Here is a 25,449-nt window from a genome sequence, read left to right on the forward strand (position 1 = left end):
GTCTAATACCAGCGTGAACCAATCGAAGACTGTGATTCTCGCGTCTATGCCGAAATCGTCACCTCTGAAGGGGTAATTCGACAAGACGCACAGATTTGAGGTCTTTAGTATGGCGTCCACCCTATAAGTGGTATGCAAGTGGACTTATATAGTATTGACTCTTTAAGTTCAACTGCGTGAGCTAATCCTTTCGAATTGTTGCGGCACAGTCTAGCCGAACTGCTCACGCGCGATTGCCGCCCGGCGCTCAACCGGCAATCGGCTCATGCTCTTCGAGCGCGATCACACGGCATCGTTTTCAAGGCTGAGCTAACTATGAACGCGCGAGACTGTGCAGGCATCCTCCCCTTCTCCCATTGTGTTCGCGCGGCAGGCACGAACGAATTCGGCTTCGGCCTTATCGATGCGCTTCAAGGACTGGTTGATGTCGATCATTGCGTGCTGGTCAACGTCAGGACGCGCCATGCGGAACTGTCTGCGTTCGCAAGCCGACGCAAGAGTGCCGGCGAACGTTTGACGGAGGCATATGTCGGTGGCTGCTATCGCGACGATCCGCTTGTGCATGAGTTCGCCACCTCCGGAGCCACGCCGTCAGCCAAACCGGTCATGCGTTCGCTGATGCCCGAACGCCAATTCGACGAAACCTATTACGAGCGTTTTTTCCTCGAGCCGGGACTGGTGGACAAGTTGTCGATCATCGTGCCGGACTTGGACAACACGGCCTTTCTCAGCCTCTATCGCTCAACCGAGATGGGTCGTTTCAGCGACGAAGACAAAACTCGCATTACCGGATTCGCTGACCTGCTGGTCTCGCTCGTGTCCATTCACTTGAGGCTGTCGGCGACGCCACGCATATCGCGCGAATTGTCGGTCAAATGGCACACCGCGCTGTCCGAACGTGAACGCTCGGTGGCCAGACTGCTCGGGGGTGGCGAGACGGCCAAAACTGCGGGCGCCATGCTCGCTCTGTCGCCAGCGAGCGTCGTCACCTACAAGCAGCGCGCATTCGCGAAGCTGGGCATCGCCACGCAACGCGAACTTGTTGCACTGACAGCGCTGATCGGCTGACCTGCGACATGTCTGTCCTGTTTCGGTAGGACAGACTAAAGCAATTGATCGATCTACACTACATTTGCTCGACTGATCGCATCAACCCAAGCGGCAACGGGCATATCTTCCGGGAAGACTGATCGAATATATTCGGAGGCCGAATTTATTGGACTGAACCCAGATTTCTTGAACGGCGGCCAGAAGGCCGTAACTCAGAAGAAATATCATGCGACGCGCGCGCCGGCAGGCTCGCCATCGGCGCTGCTTACTATGCTGTTGTCCTGCTCGACCTGGGCCTGATGTGCGGCGGCGCTCTCGAACTGCTCCGAGCGTCGCGAGAGTCGTGCAACAAGGTGCCGGTACTGACCTTCAACATATCCGGCGATCCTGAGGCGCGCGTGCATATTCTCGATATTGGCGCGGACGATTGCATACTCAAACCGTTCGATGTTCGCGAGGTGCTCGCACGCCTCCGCGCCCTCCTGCGTCGTCAAGCCGGCTATGCCACTCTCAATTGACGGCTTCTCCCACAACAAGCAAAAGATTGACGGGCGCAATCGCGAATTCTGATAAAGCGCCTTCATCGACTTGAGCGATAGGCGCCCTGTGCGCTGTAACGTGGTTCTGCGCTATCCAGCATGGCGTTAGCAGCGACAAATAATTCCGCGCTAACTCTGCTGGCTCAACATGACTACACCAAGCCTTCCACGCGCAGCGAATGAAACGCGCAGCGCGGGTGGTTCCCTTCCCTCCCACATGAAGAGATCACATGGACATCGACTCCATCCGCCAGTCCGCCTTCGCAATGCCGTTTCAAAATCCGGCCTATCCGCGCCCGCCGTTCCGGTTCTGCAATCGCGAATACTTCATCATCTCCTACGAAACCGATATGGACGCGTTACGCGCCATCGTGCCGGAGCCGCTGCGGCCCGAGAACGCGCTCGTCCATTATGAATTCATCCGCATGCCGGATTCGTCGGGCTTCGGCGACTACACGGAAAGCGGTCAGGTGATTTCCGTGCGCGACATGGACGGGCGCCTCGCGAACTACACGCACTCGATGTACCTCGACGACGAGGGTCCGATTGCCGGCGGACGTGAAATCTGGGGCTTTCCGAAGAAGCTCGCGCGCCCGACGCTCGGCGTCGACGGTAACGATACGCTGCTCGGCACGCTCGACTACGGCACGCAACGCGTGGCGACTGGCACGATGGGCTACAAGCATCACGCGCTCAACATCGAGGCGGAGCGCGCGAAGCTCGCCGACACGCCCAACTATCTGCTGAAGGTTATTCCGCACGTCGACGGCAGCGTGCGCGTCTGCGAGCTCGTGCGCTTCTTTCTGCGCGACGTCACCGTGCTCGGCGCATGGAGCGGCCCCGCCGCCCTCGAACTCCACGCACATGCGCTCGCGCCGGTCGCCGACCTGCCGGTAAAGCGCGTGGTCGCCGCGCGCCACGTCATTGCCGATCTCACGCTCGATATCGGCGAAGTGGCCTTCGACTATCTCGCGCAGAACACGCAACACGCGAAACACTCGCGCGAATCCTCCCTCCACGCTGTCTGATCCGGATAAAGGAAATCAACATGTCTCTGCAAGACAAAGTCGCGCTCGTGACGGGCGCAGCAAGCGGTATCGGCGAACAATGCGCGCGCAAGCTCGCGAGCCTGGGCGCAGCGGTCGTCATCGCCGATCTGAATCTCGCGAATGCGCAAAAGGTAGCTGCGAGCATCGTCGAAAGCGGCGGCAAGGCGATCGCCGTCTCGATGGACGTGACGAGCGAAGAAGCCGTCAACGCAGGCATCGAGCGCACGGTGAAGGAACTCGGCAGCATCGACGTGCTCGTGTCGAACGCGGGCATTCAGATCGTCGCACCGGTCGAAGCGTACGCATTCGTCGACTGGAAGAAGATGCTCGCCATTCATCTCGACGGCGCGTTCCTGACCACCAAGGCCGCTATCAGACACATGTACGACAGCAAGCGCGGCGGCTCGATCATCTATATGGGCTCGGTGCACTCGCATGAAGCGTCGAAGCTGAAGTCGGCGTACGTCACGGCCAAGCACGGCTTGCTGGGTCTTGCCCGTGTCGTCGCCAAGGAAGGCGGTCCACGCGGGGTTCGCGCGAACGTCGTGTGTCCCGGTTTCGTGCGCACGCCGCTCGTGGAAAAGCAGATTCCCGAGCAGGCGAAAGAACTCGGCATCTCCGAGCAGGACGTCGTGAAGAACGTGATGCTGAAGGAAACCGTCGACGGCGAATTCACTACGGTCGAAGACGTCGCGAACACCGTGGCCTTTCTCGCGGGTTTCGAATCGTCCGCGCTGACGGGCCAGTCGATCATCGTGAGCCACGGCTGGGAAATGAAATAAGGGTGACCCATGCGCAACGAACTAAAGGAAATCAGCCGGCCGTCCGATGAGTTCGCGATGCCGCGCTACGACGAGATAGCACTCGTTCTGCAGGGCGGCGGCGCGCTGGGCTCGTATCAGGCCGGCGTGGTCGAAAGTCTCGCCGAAGTGCGCATCGATCCGACGTGGATTGCGGGCGTGTCGATCGGCGCGCTGAATACAGCGATCATCGCCGGCAATGCGCCGGAGGACCGCGTGAGAGCGCTGCACGGATTCTGGAATGCGATCTGCCGGCCGCGCGACTGGGTCGCGAATGCCGGCGCGTTGATGTTGCCGTACGCGGGCCTGAATGAGCTCGTGCGCAAGTGGACCAGCAACTGGGCGGCAGGACGCGCTCTGGCGGAAGGCCAGCCGGGCTTCTTCGTGCCGCGCTTCCCGTTGCCGCTCGCGGGGCTCGACCGGCTCGATCCCGCCCGTGTCAGCTATTACGACACCGCGGCGCTCAAGGCCACCCTATTGAATTACGCCGATTTCGATCGCATCAACGATGGTCCGATTCGGGTGTCCGTGGGCGCGGTGAACGTGCGCACCGGGAATCTCGTCTATTTCGACAATACGAGAATCCGCCTGGTGCCGGAGCATTTCATGGCGTCGGGCGCATTGCCGCCGGGCTTTCCGGCTATCGAGATCGACGGCGAGTACTACTGGGACGGCGGCCTCGTGTCGAATACGCCGCTCACCGAAATCCTCGCGGAGGCCGAGCACAAGAATTCCCTGATTTTTCAGGTCGATCTATGGAGCGCGCGCGGCAAGACGCCCGTTGATTTCCTCGGCATTTCAGAACGCACCAAGGACATCCAGTACTCGAGCCGCACACGCGCGATCACTGACCTGCTCGCCGACCGGCAGAAACACGCGCGGCTTCTCAAGGAAGTGCTCAAGCACGTGCCGGAGAATGTCGCGAAGACCGACCCGATCTTCCGTATCGCCAAAGCGGCCGCCGACGGCAGTTCGATCAACGTCGTGCATCTGATCTACAAGAACAAGTCGTACGAAGGCAGTTCGAAGGACTACGAGTTCAGTGTGGATACGATGCGCGAGCATTGGCAGACGGGTCTGGACGATTGCCGCAACTCGCTTGCGCATCGCGACTGGTTCGATATTCCGAGCCGCGAGCATGGCTTCGTCACGCACGATGTGCATCGGGTAGAGGCGCACCTTCGTACGAAAGGCGAGCACGCGTTGGGGCGAGCGCTGCGCGCGTGAAGCCATCGCCGGGCAACTCGGCGGCGGAGCACTCATCACGTTCCACCCCTTCGGACTCGACTGGCGCAGCATCTTTCTGCTCAACTTGCCTGTCGGCCTGCTCGCCTCTATCGGAGCGTGGTACTTCCTGCCCGAAAGCCGGCCCGCTGTGCGGACCCGGGTCGACATGGCGGGCGTGATGCCACTGTCGCTGATGCTGCTGCTCGTGATCTATCCGCTGACGCATGGCCGTGAGGCCGGATGGCCTGCCTGGACGCTCGTCATGTCCGCGCTGGTCGCGCCGGCGTGCGCGTGGTTCGTCCGGACCGAGCGCCACGCTCAGGCAAAACGTCGTGATCCGCTGGTCGATCTGCGGCTCTTCCGCAATCCGGCCTTTTCACTCGGGCTATTGCTGCCGTTCCTGTTTTATTGCAACAGCGCTTTCTTCCTCGCTTAGGGCATCTATCTGCAAACCGGACTGCATTGGTCGCCGCTTGCATCGGGCATCGCGATCATGCCGTTTGCCCTCGGCTTTCTGGCGGGGCCGCTAACGTCGCCCGCCGTGGTGCAACGGATCGGCGCACGTGTATTGACACTCGGCTTCGCGTTGCTGGCCTGCGGCTTCGCAGTGACCGGCTGTGCGGCCACGCGATCGGCACTGCTCGATTTGCCTTTCTATGCAGGACTCGTGTTCGCGGGTATCGGGCAAGGCCTGATCCTTCCTTCGATGGTCCGCATCGTGCTGGCCGAATCCGAACCGCAAAAGGCGGGATTGGCGGCGGGTGTGGCGGCGTCGACGTTGCAGATTGGAGCGGCGTTCGGCACTGCGGCGATCGGCGGGGTCTTTTTCGGCGCGCTGGGCAGGCCTCTGACGCCCGACGAGTGGCGTCAAAGCTCCGATGCTGCGCATGTTCATCTACACGATCGGTTACGAATCGGGGCTCAGTTCTTCAACTCATTCCATACGAAGACCTAAATGAAATTTGCGCTGGCCTTGCCTTTTGCACTGTCGGCACTGATCACAATTCGGCGCAGGTCCCTAAACCTTGCCCGTGAATCGATGTGCGTGATACAGCGCATAAAAATCTGACGTCCGGCGTTAAAGTTCAGCGCATTTACCAGGTATTCCAAGGTGCGCGACTATAGAACCGCTCGATCCATATCGATTCATTCGCTGGAAAGTCGTGTCGACTCTTTCCGGAGCGTTTCGATATAGGCCAGCGTATTGGCGTGAAGTTAGCTGAGTATTGAATCGTGGAGTTGTCTCTATCCCTCGAGCCGCCTCGATCTCCGCAAGTTCCTTGCCGTCGTGCGATCATGAGTCGGAGACTGATCCAGTCGCGCTAACTTTTTCGTCGACGCCGCTCATGAACGCATCCAGCGCTCTTCTCGTGCTGACCGGTACTTTGCTTACCGCCTGCGGGTATGGCGCAACCTTTCTTCTCTCGATGCATTTCAAGCTCCTCGGCGGAAATGATCTCGATACCGGAGAGGCGCTCGCAGGCGCGATGCTCGGCACCTTTGGCGGCATCTTGCTCGTCGGCTGGCTTGCCCGGCACGTCGGCGCCGCGCGCATGACTGCGCTGTCCGCACTGTTCATCGCGTTGGGCCTGGCGGGTTTCGGGTTCGTCGAGCGCGTGAGCCCGCTGAACGTGCTGCCCGGGTTTTTCATGGGCTTCGGCTGGGGCTCCTTCTATCTGGCCGCGCCGATGGCGCTGGCCGAGCGCACGAGCGATTCCGATCGTGGCCGCTGGTTTCTGCGCCTTGGTACGTTCCAGATGACGGGCATGACCGGCGGACCGGGACTCGCGGCGCTCACGATCCGCTACTGGCACTGGCCCGTCAATAGCGTGCTGTACCTGATCGGCGGCCTCTGCGTGATCGGCGCGCTGATGCTGGAGAGCTTCGGCAGGACTGCGCCGTGCAAGCGACGATCGCCAGTTCAGAAACAAGGGCTGCGCGATGTTCACGCGATATTCCACACGCGCGCAGTCTATCCGATCGTGATGATCGCGCTGGGCGCGTGCGTGTTCTCGGGCCTGATGACCTTCCAGATGTCGCTCATGCAAGGCACGGGCGCGCATGCGGGCACGTTCTTCAGCGTCTACGCCGTGACGGTTGCCGCCACGCGCTGGCTGCTCGGGCAATTCGTGATTCGTGCGCGCCGGGAGGTCGCGACGAAAGTCCTGCTCACGCTCATGGTGCTCGGGATCCTCGCGACGTTCGCGGTGCCCTATCACGTAATGTTTCATTCCGCGAGCGCGGTGTTGCTCGGCACCGGCTTCGGACTCGTCTATCCGGTGATCGAGACGCAGGTGGTCAACGACTCCGATGCAGGCCACCGTCACGCCGCACTGACATGGTTCGTCGCTTCGTATTTTGTCGGCGTGTTCGGCTTCCCGGCGCTCGGCGCCTGGGTGCTGGTCCATATAGGCCCGGGTGCGCTGATGGCGCTCATCACCCTGTGCGGCATCACGGCCCTGTTGCTTGCGATCCTGCGTGACCGGCGTGGCATCGACACATTGTCGCGCGCCTGAAACCCCTTCACGCGATTCAATTCGGGCCGGCCGCCGCAGCGAGAGCTACCCCTTCCCGCCCACTCATTCTGGCTGAGCCAGCACGGCCCATTCTGTATCGCAACGTATCTACCGCACCGGCGGATACGCGCGCTTACACAACGCCTCGTCTTCGACACGTGCGGGATACGACTGCACGCTTCAATACTTCCAATCGCGCGCCGCACTCGAACATCGTCAGTAACAGGACACCGGGGTATTGCAAATGCAAATTGAGGCGAGCAGACCTATCGTTGTAAAGCGCTGAATCGCGCATTTCTCCAAACGCGTCGATAGCATCATCCTCCTCAGGAGTTCTCATGTCAGATAACAAAGCCCATCCGCAGTCACCATCACGCCGCCGCTTCGTTGGGGCCGCGGCGGCCAGCGTCGCGGCAGCATCGTTGAGTCAGCTCGCTTTTGCCGAAAAGGAATCATCGATTGTTTCGGTGACGAAGGCCGCGAATGGCGACAAGGACGCGATCCGTCCGCTTCACGTGAACGTTCCCGAGGCGCAACTCATCGATTTGCGACGACGAATCAGGGCGACCCGATGGCCGGAACGCGAAACCGTGTCTGACGATTCACAAGGCGTGCCGCTCGCGATGATGCAGGAACTCGCGCGTCACTGGTCGTCGGATTACGACTGGCGCAAGTGCGAGGCGAAACTGAACGGTTATCCGAATTTCATCACCGAAATCGACGGACTCGACATCCACTTCATTCACGTCCGCTCGAAGCATGAGAATGCGATGCCGCTCATCGTGACGCATGGATGGCCCGGTTCAGTGATCGAACAATTCAAGATCATCGATCCGCTGATCAATCCGACCGCGCACGGCGCGAGTTCGTCGGATGCTTTTCATCTGGTCATTCCTTCTCTGCCGGGCTATGGATTCTCCGGCAAGCCAGGCACGACCGGCTGGGGACCCGAGCGCACCGCACGCGCGTGGGTGACTCTCATGAAACGGCTCGGATACGACAAGTTCGCGGCGCAAGGCGGCGATCTCGGTGGCGTGGTGGCGAACGTAATGGGCAAGCAGAGGCCACCTGAACTGCTCGGCATTCACGTCAACTTCCCGGCGACCGTTCCCGCCGATATCGCCAAAGCGCTGCAAGCCGGCGATGCGCCGCCCGTGGGCCTCGACGATGAAGAGAAGCATGCGTACGACCAGCTCGCCAGCGCTGCGAGGAAACGCCGCGCATACGCGCTGGAAATGGGAACGCGCCCGCAAACGCTGTATGGCATCGCGGATTCGCCCATCGGTCTGGCGGCCTGGCTGCTCGATCACGGCGACGGTTATGTGCAGCCCGCTGCCGCGCTGACTTCGGCAGTGTTCGGGCACACCGTCAACGGAGAATCGTCAGGTGCGATGACGCGCGACGACGTGCTCGACGACATCACGCTCTACTGGCTGACGAACACCGGCGTCTCCTCGGCGCGCTTCTACTGGGAATCGCATTTCAACTTCCTCGCCGCCGCCGATGTGGCGGTTCCCGCCGCGGTGAGCGTATTTCCGCGCGAGAACTATCAGGCGCCGCGAAGCTGGACAGAGCGCGCGTATCACAACCTCATCTGGTACAACCGGCTCGACAAGGGCGGACACTTCGCGGCGTGGGAACAGCCGGACCTGTTTGCCGAGGAAGTGCGCGCTGGATTGAGGTCATTGCGCACATAGCTCGACGGCGCTCGAAGCTGGATACGGAGTCGTCATCAAACATCCGATCGTTCGCATCGTTCTGGCCCATCATGCCCGACGCTCGCTTCGAGCGGCTCGCTTTCATCTACGAGGCGTTCCTCAAAATCGCTTGCTGCGGGAATCACGACTTGCCCTGCGAATGCCGAAACCACTCATCGAATCCGATGCGGCCGATGCGCGCTTCGCCGAGTGGCACGAGCGAATGCTCTCCGACGAGGCCACCAAAGTAGCGCGCCTGCGCGTCACGCACGACTTCTCGCTTGTCGCCCTTCGCTTTCAGATAGCGGCCGACGATTTCGTCAAACGGCGCGCGTTCCGGACCCGCGATTTCAACGATTCCGTTGCACGGGACGGCAAGCGCCACATCGGCGACAAAGGCGGCGACGTCGTCGGACGCAATGGGCTGGAACGGGCCCGGTGATAGCCGCACGGTGTTCCCTTCCGTGCCTGAATCGGCGATACCGCCGAGAAATTCATAGAACTGCGTCGAACGGACGATCGTGAAGGGAACACCAGAAGCCTCGATCAGCTTTTCTTGCGCAACCTTCGCGCGGAAATAGCCGTTTTCGGGCGTCCGGTCGGCCCCGACGATCGACAGCGCGACATGATGCTTGACACCTGCCTCGGCCTCGGCTGGGTGGAGATTCCGGCCGGATTTTTCGAAAAATTCCAGCACTGCGCTGTCGTCGAACGACGGCGAATTCGCGAGGTCGATCACTATCTGCGTGTCCGCAAGGACTTCCTTGAGTCCCTGACCTGTGAGCGTGTTGACGCCGCTGCTCGGTGAGGCAGCGATGACGTCATGGCCAGCCTGACGCAGAATGGGAGCGGTCTTCGAACCGATCAGCCCGGTACCACCAATGATAACTATCCGCATGATTCACTCTCCATCGTCGATCGTTGGAGGAAAGCTCAAGAGATCCGAACGAAGCGCCAACGCGGTGCCACCTCAGCATCGTGCGCAAAGGACAACGCACCATAAAAACATAGACGCTCTCCAGGAAAATTAAACATAAATTTGAAAGGCATGCGTGATGAATTTGAAATGAAGCACCTGTGTGAGTCGCCATACCATTCCACGATTCATCATTTCATGAGCAACGGCTCAATCGATGGATCAGATGATGGAAGGTATGGCGTGTCCGAAGCTGCCTCGCTCAGCCGCTTTCGACTTCAGCTCTGAATGAATGCCAGCAGGTCTGCGTTGAACCTCTCCTTGTGTGTGTCCGTCAAGCCGTGAGGCGCTCCGGGATAAACGATCAGCTTCGAATTCCTGATCAGCTTCGCGGATGCTCGCCCTGCGGCGTCGATGGGCACGATCTGATCGTCGTCACCGTGAATGATCAGCGTGGGGACATCGATCTTTTTCAGGTCCTCGGTGAAGTCCGTTTCGGAGAACGCCTTGATCGAGTCATAGGTGTTCTTGTGCCCGCCCTGCATGCCCTGGGTCCACCACGCATCGATCAGGCCTTGCGAGGGCTTTGCGCCAGGACGATTGAAGCCATAGAACGGGCCGGCAGGCACGTCCTTGTAGAACTGCGATCGATTGGCGAGCTGGGCGGCCCGCAGGCTATCGAACACGTCGATGGGCAGGCCTAGCGGATTCGCGGCGGTCTTGAGCATCAACGGTGGCACGGCCGACACCAGCACCACTCCGGAGACGCGTCGGGTTCCATGTCGTCCGAGATAGCGCGCCACCTCGCCGCCGCCGGTGGAGAAGCCCACGAGGACGACATCGCGCAAATCAAGCGCTTCGAACACGGTCGCGAGGTCGTCGGCATAGGTGTTCATCTCGTTGCCATGCCAAGGCTGACTGGAACGCCCGTGTCCACGACGATCATGCGCGACGGCACGATATCCCGCCGATGCCACGAGCATCATCTGCGATTCCCAGCTGTCCGAACTGAGCGGCCAGCCATGACAGAAGACGACGGGGCGACCGGCACCCCAGTCTTTGTAGTAGAGCCGGGTGCCATCCTTCGTCGTGATATAGCTGCCCGAGGCCTTGTCGGCCGCGCTGCCGGGGGACGGCGTCTTTGCGGACTGCGCTGCCATCGCCGGGCCAGGCAAGGCTGCCGCGACCATCGAGCCGGCCGCGGCAGCGCCGCCGACCAGCATGTTTCGCCGCGACACACGCTGCGGGGTGCTGCGAGGTGAAGACATCGTGAACTTCCTTTCTTGACCGCACTAGGTTTTGTTGTGCGATGCGCTCAACTGTGTGAGCGCATCGCCTGCGATAGACAGGCGAACAATCGCCTATCCGAAAGGATGCTAAGCAACACCTCACCGCCGCACAATTCCGGTCGCGTAACGCACGGTGTTTCCCGTTCGACAACAATCCTATGACGCGCCGCATCTGTTTCTGAAAGTCCGGCGGCGCCGAGCGCTTCGTCTGGAACCTGGTCGACCCCGAAGGGCGCGCTACAACATGGATGCACCGTGTCGCGGCGCTATCGGGAGTCGGCGTGGCGCTGCTTTGCTCGATGCAGTAGCAGGCTTGGAAGATATGAACGGACAGCGCCAGGTCAGCCACACATGTTCAGCTAGACCGCTGGAAGGATTGGCCGCCTCTCTATATCTACAAGAGATGCTCTGCTTTCCGGTGGCGTCGTCGTTCTTCGCGCGCAAGCGATTTGAGCGCCTTGCGCGCGCTGAGTCCGGACGATTCCTCTGGCGGATTGAGCCGCATGAGGTCACGACTGGCTACTACGTCGTTCAGTTCGCCAAACTTTTTTTGTAATTGCTTCAGCGCTTTCTCGTGCTTCGTTTGCTTTTTCGGAAGGACTGGCCCGAAGAATTCGAGCATATAGCGCAGCTTCTTACCCGCCTTGCGGACTTCATGGTAGCGCTCATAGTTCGAACGTTTTGCCTTCGTCGCGCGGATCATTCTTTTCTTCAACTGCAAGCGCGCAACGGTCACACGCTTCCTGGCGAACTTCTCGAGCGGCGTGCGTTGCGCTGAAGTATTGAGTTCCTGATTCGCGTCCTTGAGCGCCTCCGTCAAGACCCCTTCGATCCGTGCGTTCGAGATTGTCTCCTTGCTTGAATCGTACGCTTCGCTACGTCTTGCCCAATACACGTCGGCGAGTTCGTCTTCTCCGAGGTCGCGCAGCAGTTCGACAAGAATATCCCAGTCACGCGTGTTGCCTGCGGCAGTTGCGATGAACTTGCAGATAGCCCGTTGCTGATCGTCGAACGCGTCGTCGAGCAGTGGCCGATATGCCCAGAAAAGGCTCCTCAGGCGTCTCATGGCAACGCGAAGCGCATGCATGCCCTCGGCATCCGGATCCGTTTGAAGTCTTGCGGCGTGCGTAAGTGCTTCATGAACAAGTGGAGTGGCGAAAGCCGAAAAGGCCGACTCCGCGTTCGCAGGCAAGGCGCCTGACTGGAGGTATTGATTCGTCATGTCATCCTCGAACACTGTCTTGACGAAAGCAATACGTAAGCACGGATCGTTCCCAAATCGGCTGTAACTGTGCCGCATGCCGGCCATTCGTTCGTCGCCCGTGGACAGTCATGACAAGCGCACCGGCGTCATTCGGTCGAATCGGAATCGTCTTCCCGGCCATGAAGGATCGCACTCAATGTGCGCAGGCCCGCACCCAGTTGATCCAGTGTCGGAGCTGCGAGCGCAAGTCTGACGGCATTCGGCGCATGTCCGGACGAGGCAGCGAAGGTCGTCGACGGTGTCAGCGCAATGTCACGTCTTGCCGCGGCGGCGACCAGTGCCTGGGAGCGCCAGTGCGCTGGAAGCGTCAGCCACAGATGGAAGCATTTTCCGTTTGTCTGAATGTCGAAACCCGAAAGACAGTCGAGCGCGACTTTCTGACGTGCAACCGCATCGAGACGCTTCAGTCTCGCAAGCTCCGTGGCGGTACCGTCGCTCATCAACCGCTGCGCGGCGGCAAACGCAAAGCCCGATGCGGTCCATCCACCCGAGCGCACCGATGCCATCACGCTCTCGCGCAGGCGCTGCGGAGGCACGATGAAGCCCAGCGTCAAACCTGGCGCGACTTTCTTCGATAGGCTATCGATGACGATGCAAGTGTCCGGCGCAAGCGCGGCAAGCGGTGGCACATCGTCGAGAAAGCCGTAGACATTGTCCTCGATGATCGGAATACCGATCTTATCGACCACGCGCAAAAGATCTTCCCGGCGCGTAGCGCTCATCGTCATCCCCAATGGATTCTGGATCGCCGGCTGAAGGTATATCGCCGAGAGATTGGCCTCGCGATGCGCCTTTTCGACTGCGTCCGGCCGCACGCCGCCTTCGTCCATCGCGAGCGGCGACAGCGAGATCCCAAGCCGCGCGGCAACGCCCTTGATGAAGGGATAGGTCAAAGCCTCCACGCCGCAGCGCCCGCCTGTCGGAACGACTGAAGCAACCGCTGCAGCGATGCTTTGCCGTCCGTTTCCCGTAAAGACCAGTTGGTCAGGGGACGGTGACCATTCATCCTGCGATAGATACGCGGCTGAAATACTTCGGATTGCTGATGTCCCTCCACTGGTTGCCTGTCCCAGAGCGGCGCCGAGTTCCGCAGACTTTTCCAGCCCGCTCAGACTGCTTGCGATGAGTTCAGTTTGATTCGGAAGTATCGGGTAGTTGAACTCGAGATCGATCCGGACGCCGCGCGGTTCGCCTGGTGCCGCGAAACCTCGCCTCGTTTCACCTGAAACGAAAGTGCCCCTTCCGACCTCGCCGACGACCAGTCCGCGGCGCAATAGCTCCCCGTAGACGCGGCTCGCCGTCGATACCGCGACCTTTCTCTGATCGGCGAAATTGCGCTGGGGAGGCAGGCGATCGCCAGGCCTGAGCGTACCGCTGGCGATTTCCGCGGCGATCGTATCCGCTAACTTCAGGTAATCGGATTTCGGCATACATTGCACCGAGTTCAATGTTTATTGCACCGAGATCAATGTTTTTATTGCACCGATATAGCCCGTCGGTGCATTCTGTTTTCACACAGCCGATTGTACGTGCATTGCAAAGCCACAGTGCTCAAAGCGTGCGCCGGCCTTGCCGCTCAGCATGTGTGACGCGCCGTCGCATTGCCCGGAGCAATCACTGGAGAAGCATGATGCCTGCAATGCCGGAACTGACCGTCGCCACCATCCTGATTGCCTTTTCCGGCGTATTTCTGATCTCCTTCATGAAGGGAGCTTTCGGCGGCGGCTTCTCGATCATCGGAATTCCGCTGTTGTCGTTTGTGATGGATCCGGTCACCGCTGGCGGATTGCTTGCTCCCCTGTTCATCGCGATGGATTTGTTCGCGCTGCGGTACTGGAAGCCTTCGACGTGGTCGAAGCCAGACCTTCTGGCGCTCCTGCCGGGACTCGTGACCGGCATTGGCTTCGGCTATCTGACTTTTCGCTTCCTCGACCATCGCGCCATCGCGATTATGATGGCGACGATCACCCTGATCTTTGTCGGACTCTGGCTTCTTCGCGGGGCGCCGCAGACCACTCGCCCGCGTTCCGCGTCGAAGGCGGTCACCGCCGGCGTCGCCTCGGGAATCACTACCATGGTTGCTCACTCGGGAGGGCCGCCGCTCGCGATGTATCTCCTGCCCCTCGGCCTCAGCAAGGACATGTACGCGGGAACGACCAGCATGTTCTTCACCGTGGGCAATGCGACCAAAGCGGTCCCATGGCTGCTGCTCGCGAGGCCCAACTCGGGCGTCCTCACGTTGATGGCGGTCTGTGTGTGGGCGATTCCCGCTGGTGTCGTGTCCGGATGGCGCTTTCACTCGATGCTCGACCAGCGCCAGATCTACCGGATCTGCTATGGATTGCTGGTCGTGGCTGCACTGAAACTGCTGTGGGATGGAGTAAGCGGCTATTTCGCGTGAGGACATCGTGAACGACTTTCTGATTACCTTCGGCACCTTGTGGGTCCTGATCTGTGTCTATGCCATCCTCGTGCACCACTTCAGGACATCTGAGCCCGACGTCATATCGCCCGATGAAGTCGAGCGTCACGAGCGCATGCGTTTGATGCAGCACATCGACCCACACCGCCTTCGAGAATAGCGTCAGCAGCACGGCACTGATCAGCCCGAGACTGCCGCCCACCACCGCCCCGCGCGTCGTCATGCCACGCCAGAAGATCGACGACACCAGAATCGGGAAATTCGCACTGGCCGCCACCGCCGCCACCAGGCCAACCAGAAACGCCACGTTCACGTGCTCGAAGAGCACGCCGAGTCCCATCGCGACCATGCTCAGGATCACGGTCGCGACACGCGATACACGCATTTCGCTCGCATCGTCACCCTTCCCGCGCGCAAGCCAGCACGCGTAAAGATCGTGCGAAACCGTGGTCGCGCCGGAAAGCGTGAGCCCCGCCACGACCGCGAGGATCGTCGCGAAGGTCACGGCCGCAATGAAGCCGTAGAACAGATTGCCACCCAGCGCCTGCGCCAGTTTGACCGCGACCATGTTCGAGCCGCCGAGTAAATCGTGCGTCAGGTTGAAGTGGCCGTCGGCTGCGGTCTTGAAGAACTCGGGATGCTGAGCGAGCAGCGCGATCGCCGAGAAACCGATCACGAACGTCAGCAAATAAAAGTAGCCGATGAAACTCGTCGCGACGAACACCGACTTGCGCGCTTCCTTCGCGCTCGGAACCGTGAAGAAGCGCATCAGGATGTGCGGAAAACCGGCGGTGCCGAACATCAGCGCGATGCCGAGTGAAAGCGCGTTGAGCGGATCGGAGAGCAACTTGCCGGGCGCCATGATGCTGAGCGCGCCAGGATGGACATCGACGGCGCGCCGGAACATCTCGTCGAGACTGAAGCCGAATTGCGCAAGCGCCAAGAAGGCCATGAACGTCGCGCCACACAACAGGAGCACGGCCTTGATGATCTGCACCAGGTCGTCGCGGTCATGCCGCCGAAGAACACATAGACCACCATCAGCGCGCCCACGATGACTTCGGCCATCCAGTATGGCAATCCGAACAGCAACTGAATTAGCTTGCCCGCGCCGACCATCTGCACGACGAGATAGAAGATCACGACGACGAGCGATGTGCTGGCGGTCAGCAGGCGAATCGGCGCCTGCTCGAAGCGGTAGGCGACCACATCGACGAACGTGAACTTGCCGAGGTTGCGCAGGGGTTCGGCGAGCAGGAACATCACGAACGGCCAGCCGACGAGAAAGCCGATCGAGTAGATAAGGCCATCGAAGCCGAACACGAAGACCATTCCGGACAGACCGAGAAACGAAGCCGCGGACATGTAGTCACCGGCGATGGCGAGTCCGTTCTGAAAGCCGCTCAGGCCGCCACCCGCGCTATAGAAGTCTTTCGTCGTACGCGTCCTGCGCGATGCCCAGCGCGTGATGCAAAGCGTGACGAGCACGAACAGCAGGAACGTGCCGATCGCGACCGGATTCAGATCGACATGATCTGGCACAGGTCCTTCGATCGACGAAGCGAGCGCAGGCGTCGAGATAAGGCTCGCGAAGATGAGGTGGAAAAGTTTCATCGCTCAGTCTCCTTGCTGGACGCTTGCGAGCAGTGCGCTCATCGATGGGTCGAACGTCCGGTTCGCGCGCAGCACGTAACATGCGGTCATGCCAAGCGCGACGAGGATGACAGCGACGCCCGCGACGACGCCTACCGTCATCGTGGCGCCGGTATAGAGCGGACGCGCGAGCAGATGCGGCGCCAGCGCGACGAAAAGGACGAAGCCGTAATACGTAAGGATCATCAGCGCGGTCAGCGTCAGGCTGAAGCGGCGACGTTGCGCGACGAGCCGATGGTAAGCGGGACTCGCCGCCGTTCGATCGATATGAACCTGCTGCATGATGCTGTCTCCTTCATGTTTTGAATGATGTCGCTTTGGACGCGGCCTGCTGTTAGTTCATTGCTTCGATCAACTCCGGCACGACCGCGAACAGATCGCCGACGAGACCATAGTCCGCGACGCTGAAGATCGGCGCTTCGAGATCCTTGTTGATCGCGACGATGACCTTCGAATCCTTCATGCCCGCCAGATGCTGGATCGCGCCCGAGATGCCGACGGCCACGTACAGTTGCGGCGCAACGATCTTGCCGGTTTGACCGACTTGATAATCGTTCGGAACGTAACCCGCATCGACCGCCGCACGCGATGCGCCCAGCGCCGCGTTGAGCTTGTCCGCGAGCGGTTCCAGCGTCTTCGTGTAGTTCTCGCCGCTGCCCAGACCGCGACCACCCGACACGATGATGTGCGCGCTCGTCAGTTCCGGACGATCGAGCTTCGTCACTTCGCGGCTCACGAACTGCGAGAGGCCCGCATCGGCGGCGGCTTCGATCTTCTCGACCGATGCGCTGCCGCCTTCCGCTGCGACCGGATCGAAACCCGTTGCGCGAACCGTGATCACCTTGATCGGATCGCTCGATTGCACGGTGGCGATCGCGTTGCCCGCATAGATCGGGCGCTCGAAGGTGTCGGCGCTGTCGACGGCGGTGATGTCGCTGATCTGCGCGACATCCAGATGCGCCGCGATACGCGGAGCGATGTTCTTACCGTAAGCGGTCGCCGGAGCGAGAATGTGCGAATAATCCGTCGCGATGTTCAGCACCGTCGCATCGATGTTTTCCGCGAGGCCTTCGGCGAGTTGGGGCGCATCGGCGAGCAGCACTTTGCTCACGCCTGCGATCTTCGCTGCCGCATCCGCCGCGCCTTGCGCGTTCGAACCCGCGACCAGCACATGCACGTCGCCGCCGATCTTCGCCGCCGCTGCCACCGTGTTCAGCGTCGATGCCTTGATCGACGCGTTGTCGTGTTCCGCGATTACCAGAATCGTCATCAGATTACCTTCGCTTCGTTCTTCAGTTTCCCGACCAGCGTCTTCACGTCCGGCACCGTGATGCCCGCGCTGCGCTTCGGCGGCTCGACCACTTTCAGCGTCTTCAGACGCGGCGCGACATCGACGCCCAGATCCGCGGGCTTCACCGTCGTCAAAGGCTTCTTCTTTGCCTTCATGATGTTCGGCAGCGTCACGTAGCGCGGCTCGTTCAGGCGCAGGTCCGTGGTGACCACGGCGGGAAGCTTGAGGGAAAGCGTCTCCGCGCCGCCATCGACTTCACGCGATACCGTCGCTTTGCCATCCGCGATCACGACCTTCGATGCGAACGTCGCCTGCGGCAGACCCGCGAGCGCCGCGAGCATCTGGCCGGTCTGATTCGAGTCGTCATCGATGGCTTGCTTGCCGAGGATGACCAGTTCCGGCTTCTCCTGATCGACCAATGCCTTCAACAACTTCGCCACAGCCAAAGGCTGCAACTCTTCAGACGATTCCACCAACACAGCGCGATCCGCGCCGATGGCCAGCGCCGTGCGCAACGTCTCCTGACTTTGCGTCGTGCCGCACGACACAGCGATCACTTCCGTCGCAACACCCGCTTCCTTGAGACGCACCGCTTCTTCAACAGCGATCTCGTCGAACGGGTTCATCGACATCTTCACGTTGGCGATATCGACACCCGTGTTATCCGATTTCACTCGGACCTTCACGTTGTAGTCGATGACTCTCTTGACAGGAACTAACACTTTCACTGCACTCTCCTTGCATTGATTAGCCGATCGCCACGCGCTTGATCGCGTGCATCATGTCGCGCTCGAAGCGATGCACGATATCCGCCAGCGGTTCGATGCGGTCCGTGAACGCGAGCGACTGCCCCGCAGCGAGCAAGCCCTTGCGCCAGTCGCCGGTGACATAGGCATCGCGACCGATCTTTCCGGACACCATCGGCATGAGGTCCTGTATCGTGACGTTGTCATTGCGCGCCTCGAAGTCCTTCACCGCGGCACTCGTTTCATTGCGCAACGTCCGCACGGTGTTGCGCACGGATTCCATGCACAGATCGGTATCGGTGGGGCCGGCCTCCACGAGGCGGCGCTTGTAATCGTCATGCGCCCAGATCTCCTCGGCAACGACGAAACGCGTGCCGACCACGACGCCCGACGCGCCCATCGCGAGCGCGGCGGCAAGCTGCGATCCACGCCCGATGCCGCCGCCGATCAGATACGGAATGTCGAGCTGACTTTCGGCCCACGCGGCGTTGACGAACGAGCCGACCATATCGAGCCCCGGATGCCCGCCACATTCGGCGCCGACGATCGCCACCGCGTCGACGCCAATCGACGCTGCCTTGACCGCGAAGCGCACCGACGGCACCTTGTGCAGCACCTTCACACCAGCTTCTTTCAAAAGCGGCATGAACGCCTCGGGATTGCGTCCGGAGGTTTCGACGAACTTCACGCCTTCATCGACGATCAGCTCAAACACCTCGCGCGTCTTCTCGCCCGGCACAAGCTTCGGCAGCATCGACACATTGACGCCGAACGGACCGCCCGCGCACAGCTCGCGGCAGCGTCTGATCTCCGCACGCAAGGTCTGCGGATCAGGAAAACTGGCCGCAGCAATGAAGCCGATGATGCCGGCGCGCGATGCCGCGGCGACATATTCCGCATCGGCGAGCCACATCAGACTGCCCGCGACGATCGGCAGCCGCGTGCCGAAGAGTTCAGTAACGGCATTGGAAAATGCAGACTCGATCACGATATGACCTCCTCGGTTTTCAGTCGCAAAAGTTGCTCGTGAGACAAGCCGAGAAGCGACTGCAGCACGTCGTTCGTGCCTTCTCCGAGCGGTGGCGGAGCACTTCGCACGGGCAGGCGCGCCCCGTCGAATCGATAAGGCGGCGCGAGCACGTGCGTGCTGCCCGCCTCGGGATGCGGGACCGTCGTCATAAGCCCGGCCTCCGTCGCGCGCTTCGACGTGAGTGCCTCGTGCAGACCAAGGACTTCGCCGCACGGAATGCCCGCGCCCGCGAGACGCTCCAGCAGCAAGGCGCGTTGCAAGGCGCCGATCGCGCGCGTGAGTTCGGGCACGAGAACGTCGCGATTCGCGGCGCGCACGATGTTCGTGCGAAAGCGTTCGTCATCGAAGAGATCGGGGCGTCCGATCACTTCGCGGCAGAAACGCTCGTACTGCCGGTTCGTTCCCACCGCGATGACGACGGGTCCATCGGCCGCATCGAACACGCCATAAGGCACGATCGACGGATGTGCGTTGCCGTAACGCGGCGGATCGTCGTCGAGCATCATCGATTCGAGGCCGTAATACGATGTGATCATCAGGCCGCAGTCGTAGAGCGCCATTTCGATGTGACGTCCCCTGCCCGTCTTCTGACGCTCGAAGAGCGCGGCGAGCACGGCCTGCGCCGAGTACATGCCGGTGAACAGATCCACCGCCGCCACGCCGAACTTGAGCGGCGGCTGATCCGCGTTGCCGTTCATCGCCATCAACCCCGCCTCGCCCTGCACAACGATGTCGTAGCCCGGACGCGCGGCTTCCGGTCCGCGCCGGTCGTATCCGGAGATCGAGCAATAGATGAGATCGTCGCGGCCCGCCTTGAGCTGCTCGTAGCCCAGACCGAGCTTTTCTGCGCCGCCGTACTTGAAGTTCTGGATCACGACGTCGCACTGCTGCGCGAGCTCCCGCGCGATGCGCTGTCCTTCTTCGGTTTGCAAATCGAGACACACCGAACGCTTGTTGCGGTTGACGCTGTTGAAGTACGTCGTCTCGGTCGCGCCGACGCGCATGCCCCAGTCGCGCGTATCGTCGCCACGCTTCGGGTGCTCGACCTTGATGACTTCGGCGCCGAGATCGCCGAGCACCATCGCGCACCACGGTCCCGCGAGCACGCGGGACAGATCGAGCACGCGGACGCCGGCGAGCGGCAGTGAGGAAATCGGATTGGACATGACAGTTCCGTTTTATGAAGACTGCACGGCCGCACCGCGGCGCAACGCGACATAGTCGGCAGGACGCTTTCCGAAGAACGCGGCAATGCCTTCGCCGGATTCATCGTCGCCGAGCGATTCGGTCATGTACTCCGCTTCGAGATCGAGTTGCGCATCGAGCGAGTTTTCGCCCGCGCGGCGGCACAAGTTCTTGATGCGGGCGATCGCGCGCTCCGGACCGGACGCGAGCGTCTGCGCCATCGCAATGGCCTCCGCAAGCGCGCCTTCGGGCTCCGAGAGCCGATTCGCCACACCGAGCGCATGCATACGTTCTCCAGTGACAGGCTTGCCCGTGAGACATAGTTCGGTCAGCAACTGGCGGGAGACGCAGCCGGCCAGAAACGCAGTTGCGCCGGCATCGGGCGAAAGACCGACCTTCACATAGGCCACCGAGAACGACGCATTGCGCGCGGCGACGAGCAGATCGCACGCCAGCGCGATCGACAGACCCGCGCCCGCTGCCGCGCCTTCGACCGCCGCGATCACCGGCTTGGAGCAATCGCGGATCGCGCGAATCATCGCGTGCAGCACTTCGACGCCCGCGCGCCGGTCAGCCGGAGTCATCGCGCGGCGTTGCGCGAGGCGGTTCAAGTCGCCGCCCGCGCAGAACACAGTGCCGACACCGGTCAGCACGATCGCGCCGACATCGGGGTCGCGCTGCGCCTTCGCGAGAGCGGCCGGCAGCGCCGTGTACGTTTCCGTCGTGAGCGCGTTGCGCGCGGCGGGATTGTTGAGCGACAGCACTTGCACCGCGCCCTCGCGGCGCGAAAGGATCGATTGATTCATGAAGTTAGCTCCGGTTCAGTGCGATATAGCGTTGCAGATGGTGGTCTTCGTCGCCGAGTTGATGGTCGATCATCACCAGGCGCTTGGCGTAATGCGCGAGCGGCAATTCCCATGTCATGCCGATGCCGCCGTGCAACTGAATGCTCTCCTCGGCGACCCGCGCGCCGATGCGCCCGATCGTGTACTTCGCCGCCGACAGCGCGCGCTCGCGCTCGATGCGGCTCGCGCCCAGGGCAGCCGCCGCGTTGATGACCGCGGAGCGCGCCTGCTCGATTTCGAGCAGCATGTCGGCCATGCGGTGCTGCAAGGCCTGAAACGTGCCGATCGCGACGCCGAACTGCTTGCGCGTGCGAAGGTATTCGAGCGTGTGGTCCTTTGCGACATCCATCGCACCGAGCGCCTCGGCGCACAGCGCGAGCACGCCCGCGCCGATGCTGCGTTCGAGCGTCGCGAAGCCCGCATCGCGTTCGCCGACGAACGCGTGATCGCCAATGCACACTTCGTTCAGCCTCAACTCGGCGGCGCGTCCGCCATCGATCTTCGGATAGCCGCGTAACTCGACGCCCGCCGCATCGCGCGCGACGATGAACAGCGAAATGCCGTCTTCGGCATCGTGCGCGCTGTTCGTGCGCGCCGAGACGAGGTAGAAATCCGCGTGCTCGCCCTGCTGCACGACGGACTTTGCACCCGTCAACACCCAGCCGTTCGAACTGCGCACGGCGCGTGCCGACACCTTCGACAATTCGTAGTGCGAATCGCGCTCGTCATGCGCAAGCGCGGCGACGGCACGTCCCTCGATCACACTCGTGATGAGCGCCTTGTGCGCCTCACTGCCAGCGTGCGAAAGCGCGTGTCCGACGACGAGCGCGCCGAGAAATGGCTCGACGACGAGCCCACGTCCGAGACTTTCGAACACGACGGCGATATCGAAGCCATCGCCGCCGAATCCGCCGACGGCTTCGTCGAAGAGCGCGCCGACGATGCCGAGTTCGGAGAAGCGTCGCCACATGTCCGCGCTGAATCCCGCCTGGCGCGTCGCCTGGCCGTATTGCTCGGCGATGAAGCGGTTCAGCGAGTCCGCCAGCATGCGGCGGTCTTCGGTGTGCTGGAAATTCATCGTGGTTCCTTCACAGTCCCAGAATCATCTTCGAGATGATGTTCTTCTGGATTTCGTTGGAGCCGCCGAAGATCGACAGCTTGCGGTTGTTGAAATACTGCGCGGCGGCGCTCGCCGCTTCTTCCGGTCCGATGCGCGGCTCCTCATACCCTTCTTCGAGCGCTTCCTCGATGAACGGCTGCGCGTACGGTCCCATCGCGCGGCGCATCAGCGATGAAATTTCCTGACGAATCTCCGTTCCGCGCACCTTCAGCATCGAGCTTTCCGCGCCCGGCACGCCGCCGCCCGACACGGCAGCGACCACGCGCAGGTTGGTCGTCTTCATGTTTTCCAGATCGATCTCGACACGGGCGAGGCGCGCGGCGAAGAGCGGATCATCGGCGAGCGGCCGGCCGTTGCGCTTCACCTTCGCCACGACGCGCTTCAGGCGCGCGAGCGCTGCCATCGAAAAGCCGACGCCCGCGATGTTCGTGCGCTCGTAGGTCAGCAGATACTTGGCATAAGTCCAGCCATTGTTCTCCTCGCCGACTAGATTGGCGGCGGGCACGCGCACATCAGTGAAGAACACTTCGTTGATCTCGTGATCGCCGTCGAGCGTGATGATCGGGCGCACTTCGACGCCCGGCGCCTGCATATCGACGAGCAGAAAGCTGATGCCTTCCTGCTTGCGCACGTCGGTTGCGGTACGCACGAGGCAGAAGATCATGTTCGCGTGCTGCCCGAGGGTGGTCCACGTCTTCTGGCCGTTGACGATGTAATGCTCGCCCTGATCGTCGATGCCACGCACGGCCGTCGTTTTCACCGACGCGAGATCGGAACCGGAACCCGGCTCCGAATAGCCCTGGCACCACCAGTCGGAGCCATCGAGAATGCGCGGCAGCCAGTAGCGTTTCTGCGCTTCGCTGCCGTATCTGATGAGCACCGGCCCGAGCATGTTCACGCCGAACGGCAGGATGCGCGGCGCACCCGCGAGCGCGCACTCGTTCTCGAAGATGAACTTCTGCGCCGTGTTCCAGCCGGGGCCGCCGTATTCCTTCGGCCAGTGATTCGCGAGCCAGCCTCGTTCGTTGAGAATGGCGTGCCATTCGATCATGTCGCCGCGCGTCAGACGCACGCCGTTGCGCGCCTTGTCCGCGAGCCGCGCGGGCAGTTTCTCGTCCAGAAAGCGCACGACGCTCGCGCGAAACGCTTCCTCTTCGGGAGTGAACTTAAGATCCATGAATCGCTTCCCTCAATAGATTTCGAACAGACCCGCGGCGCCCATGCCGCCGGCCATGCGCATCGTGACGACGGCGTACTTCACGCCGCGCCGCCGTCCTTCGATGAGTACGTGTCCCACGAGACGCGAGCCCGTCATGCCGAACGGATGCCCGAGCGAGATCGCGCCGCCATTGACGTTGAGACGGTCCGACGGAATCTCGAGCTTCTTCTGACAGTAGATCGCCTGCGAGGCGAACGCTTCGTTGAGCTCCCACAGGCCGATGTCGTCGGTGGTGAGGCCATGGCGCGCGAGCAGCTTCGGCACCGCGAGCACCGGGCCGATGCCCATTTCATCGGGCTCGCAACCCGCGACCGCAAGCCCGCGAAACGCGCCCAGCGGCGTGAGATTGGCGCGCTCGGCGGCCTTCGCTTCCATCAGCACGCAGGCCGATGCGCCATCGGCGTTCTGCGATGCGTTGCCCGCCGTGATGAACCTGTCCGGCCCCTTCACGGGTACAAGGTTCGCGAGCGCTTCGTAGGTCGTGCCGGGGCGATTGCAGTTGTCGGTGGACAGGTCGATGCTGACGTTGCGTTTGCCGCTGTTTTGCTGCGCGTAGTAGCCCGACATCCCATCGACGAAGGGAAATGCCGAGCGCGTCACATCGGGGCGAGGCGGCTCGATCTTCACCACCTCTGCGCCGAGATCGGCAAGCGTACGTGCGCAAAGCGGCCCGGCGAGCACGCGCGAGAAGTCGACCACTTTGATGCCTGAAAGTGGACCCATCATGGTCAGTTCCCCTCGTAGACCGCGAGACCGGGACCACTGGTGAAGAAAGAGTCGAGGCCGCGCTTCAAGTCCGCCGATGCCCACATCTGTTTCTACACCTCGAACATGGCATGGTCTGCGGCCTCGACGCCTTCATTGAGCGCAATCGACACGAGTCGCTTCGTTGCTGCATGGGCGACGGTCGGCCCGTTTGCCAACTCTTCGGCTATCGAGAAAGAGACGTCATCGAGCTTGTCGTCGGGCACGACCAGATTCACGAGCCCCCAACGTTCGAGCGTTGCGGCGTCGTAGCGGCGGCCGAGCATTGCAAGCTCCTTCGCCCGGGCCGGACCCGCTCGCATTACCTGCCGCTGGATCCCGCCAAGCAGCGGATGCAATCCGAGCGCAACCTCCACTGAGCCGATCTTCGCCGACTCTCCCACCACGCTGTAGTCACACGCCAGCACTACCTCGAAACCACCGCCCAGGCAAACGCCGTTGACCGCCACGACGATAGGGATAGGCAGCGTCTCGAAGGCACGCAAGGTTTCGACCGGGTCCATCAGGCCCTTACCCTCTTTCGTGATGCGCTCAGGAAACAGATTCACCTCGGCGCCCGCCGAGAAGTGACGTAGCGCGCTGCGCAGCAGGATTGCCCGCGACCCGCGCTCCACCGCTTCAGCAAAGGCTCCACGCAGTTCCCGGTACATCGTCGGGCCCATCAGATTGTGCGGCGCGTGGCGCATCGTAAGGACGGTGACGTTTCCTCTCACTTCCACCGCAAGAATCTCATTGTTCATACGAACCTCCTTCGTCGCACTATGTTTACATCGATAACATCAATGTGCTCGATGATAACATTGACATCTCTGCACGATATTCGGGT

At 61.4% G+C, this 25,449-nt stretch carries 22 protein-coding genes and 2 pseudogenes; 9 read left to right on the forward strand and 15 right to left on the reverse strand.

Annotated elements, in window-relative coordinates:
- Window positions 1–315: 315 nt before the first annotated feature.
- The 8 genes and pseudogenes from BTHE68_RS28900 to BTHE68_RS28935 all read left to right on the forward strand — a co-directional run bounded on the left by BTHE68_RS28900 (window position 316) and on the right by BTHE68_RS28935 (window position 8,878).
- Window positions 316–1,068, forward strand: coding sequence for a helix-turn-helix domain-containing protein (locus BTHE68_RS28900; RefSeq protein WP_162069752.1), 753 nt, complete (start codon window positions 316–318; stop codon window positions 1,066–1,068).
- Window positions 1,069–1,349: 281 nt separating this feature from the next.
- Window positions 1,350–1,568 (forward strand): response regulator transcription factor, encoded by a 219-nt coding sequence (locus BTHE68_RS28905; RefSeq protein ID WP_286202803.1) that lies wholly within the window; start codon window positions 1,350–1,352, stop codon window positions 1,566–1,568.
- Window positions 1,569–1,819: 251 nt separating this feature from the next.
- Entirely contained in the window at window positions 1,820–2,617 is a 798-nt protein-coding gene (locus BTHE68_RS28910; protein ID WP_162069753.1) for an acetoacetate decarboxylase, read from the forward strand.
- 20 nt (window positions 2,618–2,637) lie between these two features.
- A complete protein-coding gene (locus tag BTHE68_RS28915; RefSeq protein WP_162069754.1) occupies window positions 2,638–3,420 on the forward strand; it encodes a 3-hydroxybutyrate dehydrogenase in 783 nt (260 codons plus the stop codon).
- Window positions 3,421–3,429: 9 nt separating this feature from the next.
- Window positions 3,430–4,665 carry a DUF3734 domain-containing protein gene (locus BTHE68_RS28920; protein WP_162069755.1) on the forward strand — a complete coding sequence of 412 codons (1,236 nt, stop codon included), beginning with the start codon at window positions 3,430–3,432 and terminating at the stop codon, window positions 4,663–4,665.
- A gap of 1 nt (window position 4,666) precedes the next feature.
- Window positions 4,667–5,521: pseudogene (locus tag BTHE68_RS28925) on the forward strand (MFS transporter); the annotation flags it as partial.
- 490 nt (window positions 5,522–6,011) lie between these two features.
- On the forward strand, window positions 6,012–7,181 hold the full coding sequence (locus tag BTHE68_RS28930) for an MFS transporter (protein ID WP_162069756.1): 1,170 nt from the start codon (window positions 6,012–6,014) through the stop codon (window positions 7,179–7,181).
- 338 nt (window positions 7,182–7,519) lie between these two features.
- Window positions 7,520–8,878 carry an epoxide hydrolase family protein gene (locus BTHE68_RS28935; RefSeq protein WP_162069757.1) on the forward strand — a complete coding sequence of 453 codons (1,359 nt, stop codon included), beginning with the start codon at window positions 7,520–7,522 and terminating at the stop codon, window positions 8,876–8,878.
- 142 nt (window positions 8,879–9,020) lie between these two features.
- Here the strand turns inward: BTHE68_RS28935 and BTHE68_RS28940 are convergent, their stop codons facing one another.
- The 4 genes from BTHE68_RS28940 to BTHE68_RS28955 all read right to left on the reverse strand — a co-directional run bounded on the left by BTHE68_RS28940 (window position 9,021) and on the right by BTHE68_RS28955 (window position 13,777).
- Window positions 9,021–9,776: an SDR family oxidoreductase gene (locus tag BTHE68_RS28940; protein WP_162069758.1), complete on the reverse strand. Its 756-nt coding sequence runs from the start codon at window positions 9,774–9,776 to the stop codon at window positions 9,021–9,023.
- A 296-nt stretch (window positions 9,777–10,072) separates the two neighbouring features.
- Window positions 10,073–10,954: an alpha/beta fold hydrolase gene (locus BTHE68_RS28945; protein ID WP_502710626.1), complete on the reverse strand. Its 882-nt coding sequence runs from the start codon at window positions 10,952–10,954 to the stop codon at window positions 10,073–10,075.
- 523 nt (window positions 10,955–11,477) lie between these two features.
- Window positions 11,478–12,305: a CHAD domain-containing protein gene (locus BTHE68_RS28950; RefSeq protein WP_162069760.1), complete on the reverse strand. Its 828-nt coding sequence runs from the start codon at window positions 12,303–12,305 to the stop codon at window positions 11,478–11,480.
- A gap of 128 nt (window positions 12,306–12,433) precedes the next feature.
- A complete protein-coding gene (locus BTHE68_RS28955; RefSeq protein WP_162069761.1) occupies window positions 12,434–13,777 on the reverse strand; it encodes an aminotransferase-like domain-containing protein in 1,344 nt (447 codons plus the stop codon).
- 197 nt (window positions 13,778–13,974) lie between these two features.
- Here BTHE68_RS28955 and BTHE68_RS28960 point away from each other — a divergent pair, with 197 nt between their 5' ends.
- Complete coding sequence (locus tag BTHE68_RS28960) at window positions 13,975–14,748, forward strand: sulfite exporter TauE/SafE family protein (RefSeq protein WP_162069762.1); 774 nt, start codon at window positions 13,975–13,977, stop codon at window positions 14,746–14,748.
- A 118-nt stretch (window positions 14,749–14,866) separates the two neighbouring features.
- Here BTHE68_RS28960 and actP read toward each other — a convergent pair.
- The 11 genes and pseudogenes from actP to BTHE68_RS29015 all read right to left on the reverse strand — a co-directional run.
- Window positions 14,867–16,383: pseudogene (actP, locus tag BTHE68_RS28965) on the reverse strand (cation/acetate symporter ActP); the annotation flags it as partial.
- 3 nt (window positions 16,384–16,386) lie between these two features.
- On the reverse strand, window positions 16,387–16,704 hold the full coding sequence (locus tag BTHE68_RS28970) for a DUF485 domain-containing protein (RefSeq protein WP_162069763.1): 318 nt from the start codon (window positions 16,702–16,704) through the stop codon (window positions 16,387–16,389).
- A 52-nt stretch (window positions 16,705–16,756) separates the two neighbouring features.
- On the reverse strand, window positions 16,757–17,692 hold the full coding sequence (locus BTHE68_RS28975) for an electron transfer flavoprotein subunit alpha/FixB family protein (protein ID WP_162069764.1): 936 nt from the start codon (window positions 17,690–17,692) through the stop codon (window positions 16,757–16,759).
- Window positions 17,692–18,441: an electron transfer flavoprotein subunit beta/FixA family protein gene (locus BTHE68_RS28980; RefSeq protein ID WP_162069765.1), complete on the reverse strand. Its 750-nt coding sequence runs from the start codon at window positions 18,439–18,441 to the stop codon at window positions 17,692–17,694. The genes BTHE68_RS28975 and BTHE68_RS28980 overlap by 1 nt, the downstream gene beginning before the upstream one ends.
- 19 nt (window positions 18,442–18,460) lie before the next feature.
- A complete protein-coding gene (locus BTHE68_RS28985) occupies window positions 18,461–19,447 on the reverse strand; it encodes an NAD(P)H-dependent flavin oxidoreductase (RefSeq protein WP_162069766.1) in 987 nt (328 codons plus the stop codon).
- Complete coding sequence (locus BTHE68_RS28990; RefSeq protein ID WP_162069767.1) at window positions 19,444–20,655, reverse strand: CaiB/BaiF CoA transferase family protein; 1,212 nt, start codon at window positions 20,653–20,655, stop codon at window positions 19,444–19,446. The genes BTHE68_RS28985 and BTHE68_RS28990 overlap by 4 nt, the downstream gene beginning before the upstream one ends.
- 12 nt (window positions 20,656–20,667) lie before the next feature.
- Window positions 20,668–21,480 carry an oxepin-CoA hydrolase, alternative type gene (locus BTHE68_RS28995; protein WP_162069768.1) on the reverse strand — a complete coding sequence of 271 codons (813 nt, stop codon included), beginning with the start codon at window positions 21,478–21,480 and terminating at the stop codon, window positions 20,668–20,670.
- A gap of 4 nt (window positions 21,481–21,484) precedes the next feature.
- Window positions 21,485–22,597, reverse strand: a complete 1,113-nt coding sequence (locus BTHE68_RS29000; RefSeq protein ID WP_162069769.1) for an acyl-CoA dehydrogenase family protein — start codon at window positions 22,595–22,597, stop codon at window positions 21,485–21,487.
- Window positions 22,598–22,607: 10 nt separating this feature from the next.
- Window positions 22,608–23,816: an acyl-CoA dehydrogenase family protein gene (locus BTHE68_RS29005; protein ID WP_162069770.1), complete on the reverse strand. Its 1,209-nt coding sequence runs from the start codon at window positions 23,814–23,816 to the stop codon at window positions 22,608–22,610.
- 12 nt (window positions 23,817–23,828) lie between these two features.
- Window positions 23,829–24,584 (reverse strand): CoA transferase, encoded by a 756-nt coding sequence (locus tag BTHE68_RS29010; protein ID WP_162069771.1) that lies wholly within the window; start codon window positions 24,582–24,584, stop codon window positions 23,829–23,831.
- Window positions 24,585–24,676: 92 nt separating this feature from the next.
- Complete coding sequence (locus BTHE68_RS29015; RefSeq protein ID WP_232078236.1) at window positions 24,677–25,363, reverse strand: enoyl-CoA hydratase/isomerase family protein; 687 nt, start codon at window positions 25,361–25,363, stop codon at window positions 24,677–24,679.
- Window positions 25,364–25,449 lie beyond the last annotated feature (86 nt).

This window comes from Burkholderia sp. THE68 (assembly GCF_009938265.1).
Taxonomy (GTDB): Bacteria; Pseudomonadota; Gammaproteobacteria; order Burkholderiales; family Burkholderiaceae; genus Caballeronia.

Bases quoted from the DNA above. Each gene is read 5' to 3' on its own strand.
- BTHE68_RS28990 (WP_162069767.1), bottom strand. From the start codon at position 20,655: ATGTCCAATCCGATTTCCTCACTGCCGCTCGCCGGCGTCCGCGTGCTC.
- BTHE68_RS28975 (WP_162069764.1), bottom strand. From the start codon at position 17,692: ATGACGATTCTGGTAATCGCGGAACACGACAACGCGTCGATCAAGGCA.
- BTHE68_RS28900 (WP_162069752.1), top strand. From the start codon at position 316: ATGAACGCGCGAGACTGTGCAGGCATCCTCCCCTTCTCCCATTGTGTT.
- BTHE68_RS28945 (WP_502710626.1), bottom strand. From the start codon at position 10,954: ATGGCAGCGCAGTCCGCAAAGACGCCGTCCCCCGGCAGCGCGGCCGAC.
- BTHE68_RS28915 (WP_162069754.1), top strand. From the start codon at position 2,638: ATGTCTCTGCAAGACAAAGTCGCGCTCGTGACGGGCGCAGCAAGCGGT.
- BTHE68_RS28920 (WP_162069755.1), top strand. From the start codon at position 3,430: ATGCGCAACGAACTAAAGGAAATCAGCCGGCCGTCCGATGAGTTCGCG.
- BTHE68_RS29005 (WP_162069770.1), bottom strand. From the start codon at position 23,816: ATGGATCTTAAGTTCACTCCCGAAGAGGAAGCGTTTCGCGCGAGCGTC.
- BTHE68_RS28950 (WP_162069760.1), bottom strand. From the start codon at position 12,305: ATGACGAATCAATACCTCCAGTCAGGCGCCTTGCCTGCGAACGCGGAG.
- BTHE68_RS28940 (WP_162069758.1), bottom strand. From the start codon at position 9,776: ATGCGGATAGTTATCATTGGTGGTACCGGGCTGATCGGTTCGAAGACC.
- BTHE68_RS28995 (WP_162069768.1), bottom strand. From the start codon at position 21,480: ATGAATCAATCGATCCTTTCGCGCCGCGAGGGCGCGGTGCAAGTGCTG.
- BTHE68_RS29010 (WP_162069771.1), bottom strand. From the start codon at position 24,584: ATGATGGGTCCACTTTCAGGCATCAAAGTGGTCGACTTCTCGCGCGTG.
- BTHE68_RS29015 (WP_232078236.1), bottom strand. From the start codon at position 25,363: ATGAACAATGAGATTCTTGCGGTGGAAGTGAGAGGAAACGTCACCGTC.
- BTHE68_RS28970 (WP_162069763.1), bottom strand. From the start codon at position 16,704: ATGCAGCAGGTTCATATCGATCGAACGGCGGCGAGTCCCGCTTACCAT.
- BTHE68_RS28955 (WP_162069761.1), bottom strand. From the start codon at position 13,777: ATGCCGAAATCCGATTACCTGAAGTTAGCGGATACGATCGCCGCGGAA.
- BTHE68_RS28960 (WP_162069762.1), top strand. From the start codon at position 13,975: ATGATGCCTGCAATGCCGGAACTGACCGTCGCCACCATCCTGATTGCC.
- BTHE68_RS29000 (WP_162069769.1), bottom strand. From the start codon at position 22,597: ATGAATTTCCAGCACACCGAAGACCGCCGCATGCTGGCGGACTCGCTG.
- BTHE68_RS28930 (WP_162069756.1), top strand. From the start codon at position 6,012: ATGAACGCATCCAGCGCTCTTCTCGTGCTGACCGGTACTTTGCTTACC.
- BTHE68_RS28935 (WP_162069757.1), top strand. From the start codon at position 7,520: ATGTCAGATAACAAAGCCCATCCGCAGTCACCATCACGCCGCCGCTTC.
- BTHE68_RS28910 (WP_162069753.1), top strand. From the start codon at position 1,820: ATGGACATCGACTCCATCCGCCAGTCCGCCTTCGCAATGCCGTTTCAA.
- BTHE68_RS28905 (WP_286202803.1), top strand. From the start codon at position 1,350: ATGTGCGGCGGCGCTCTCGAACTGCTCCGAGCGTCGCGAGAGTCGTGC.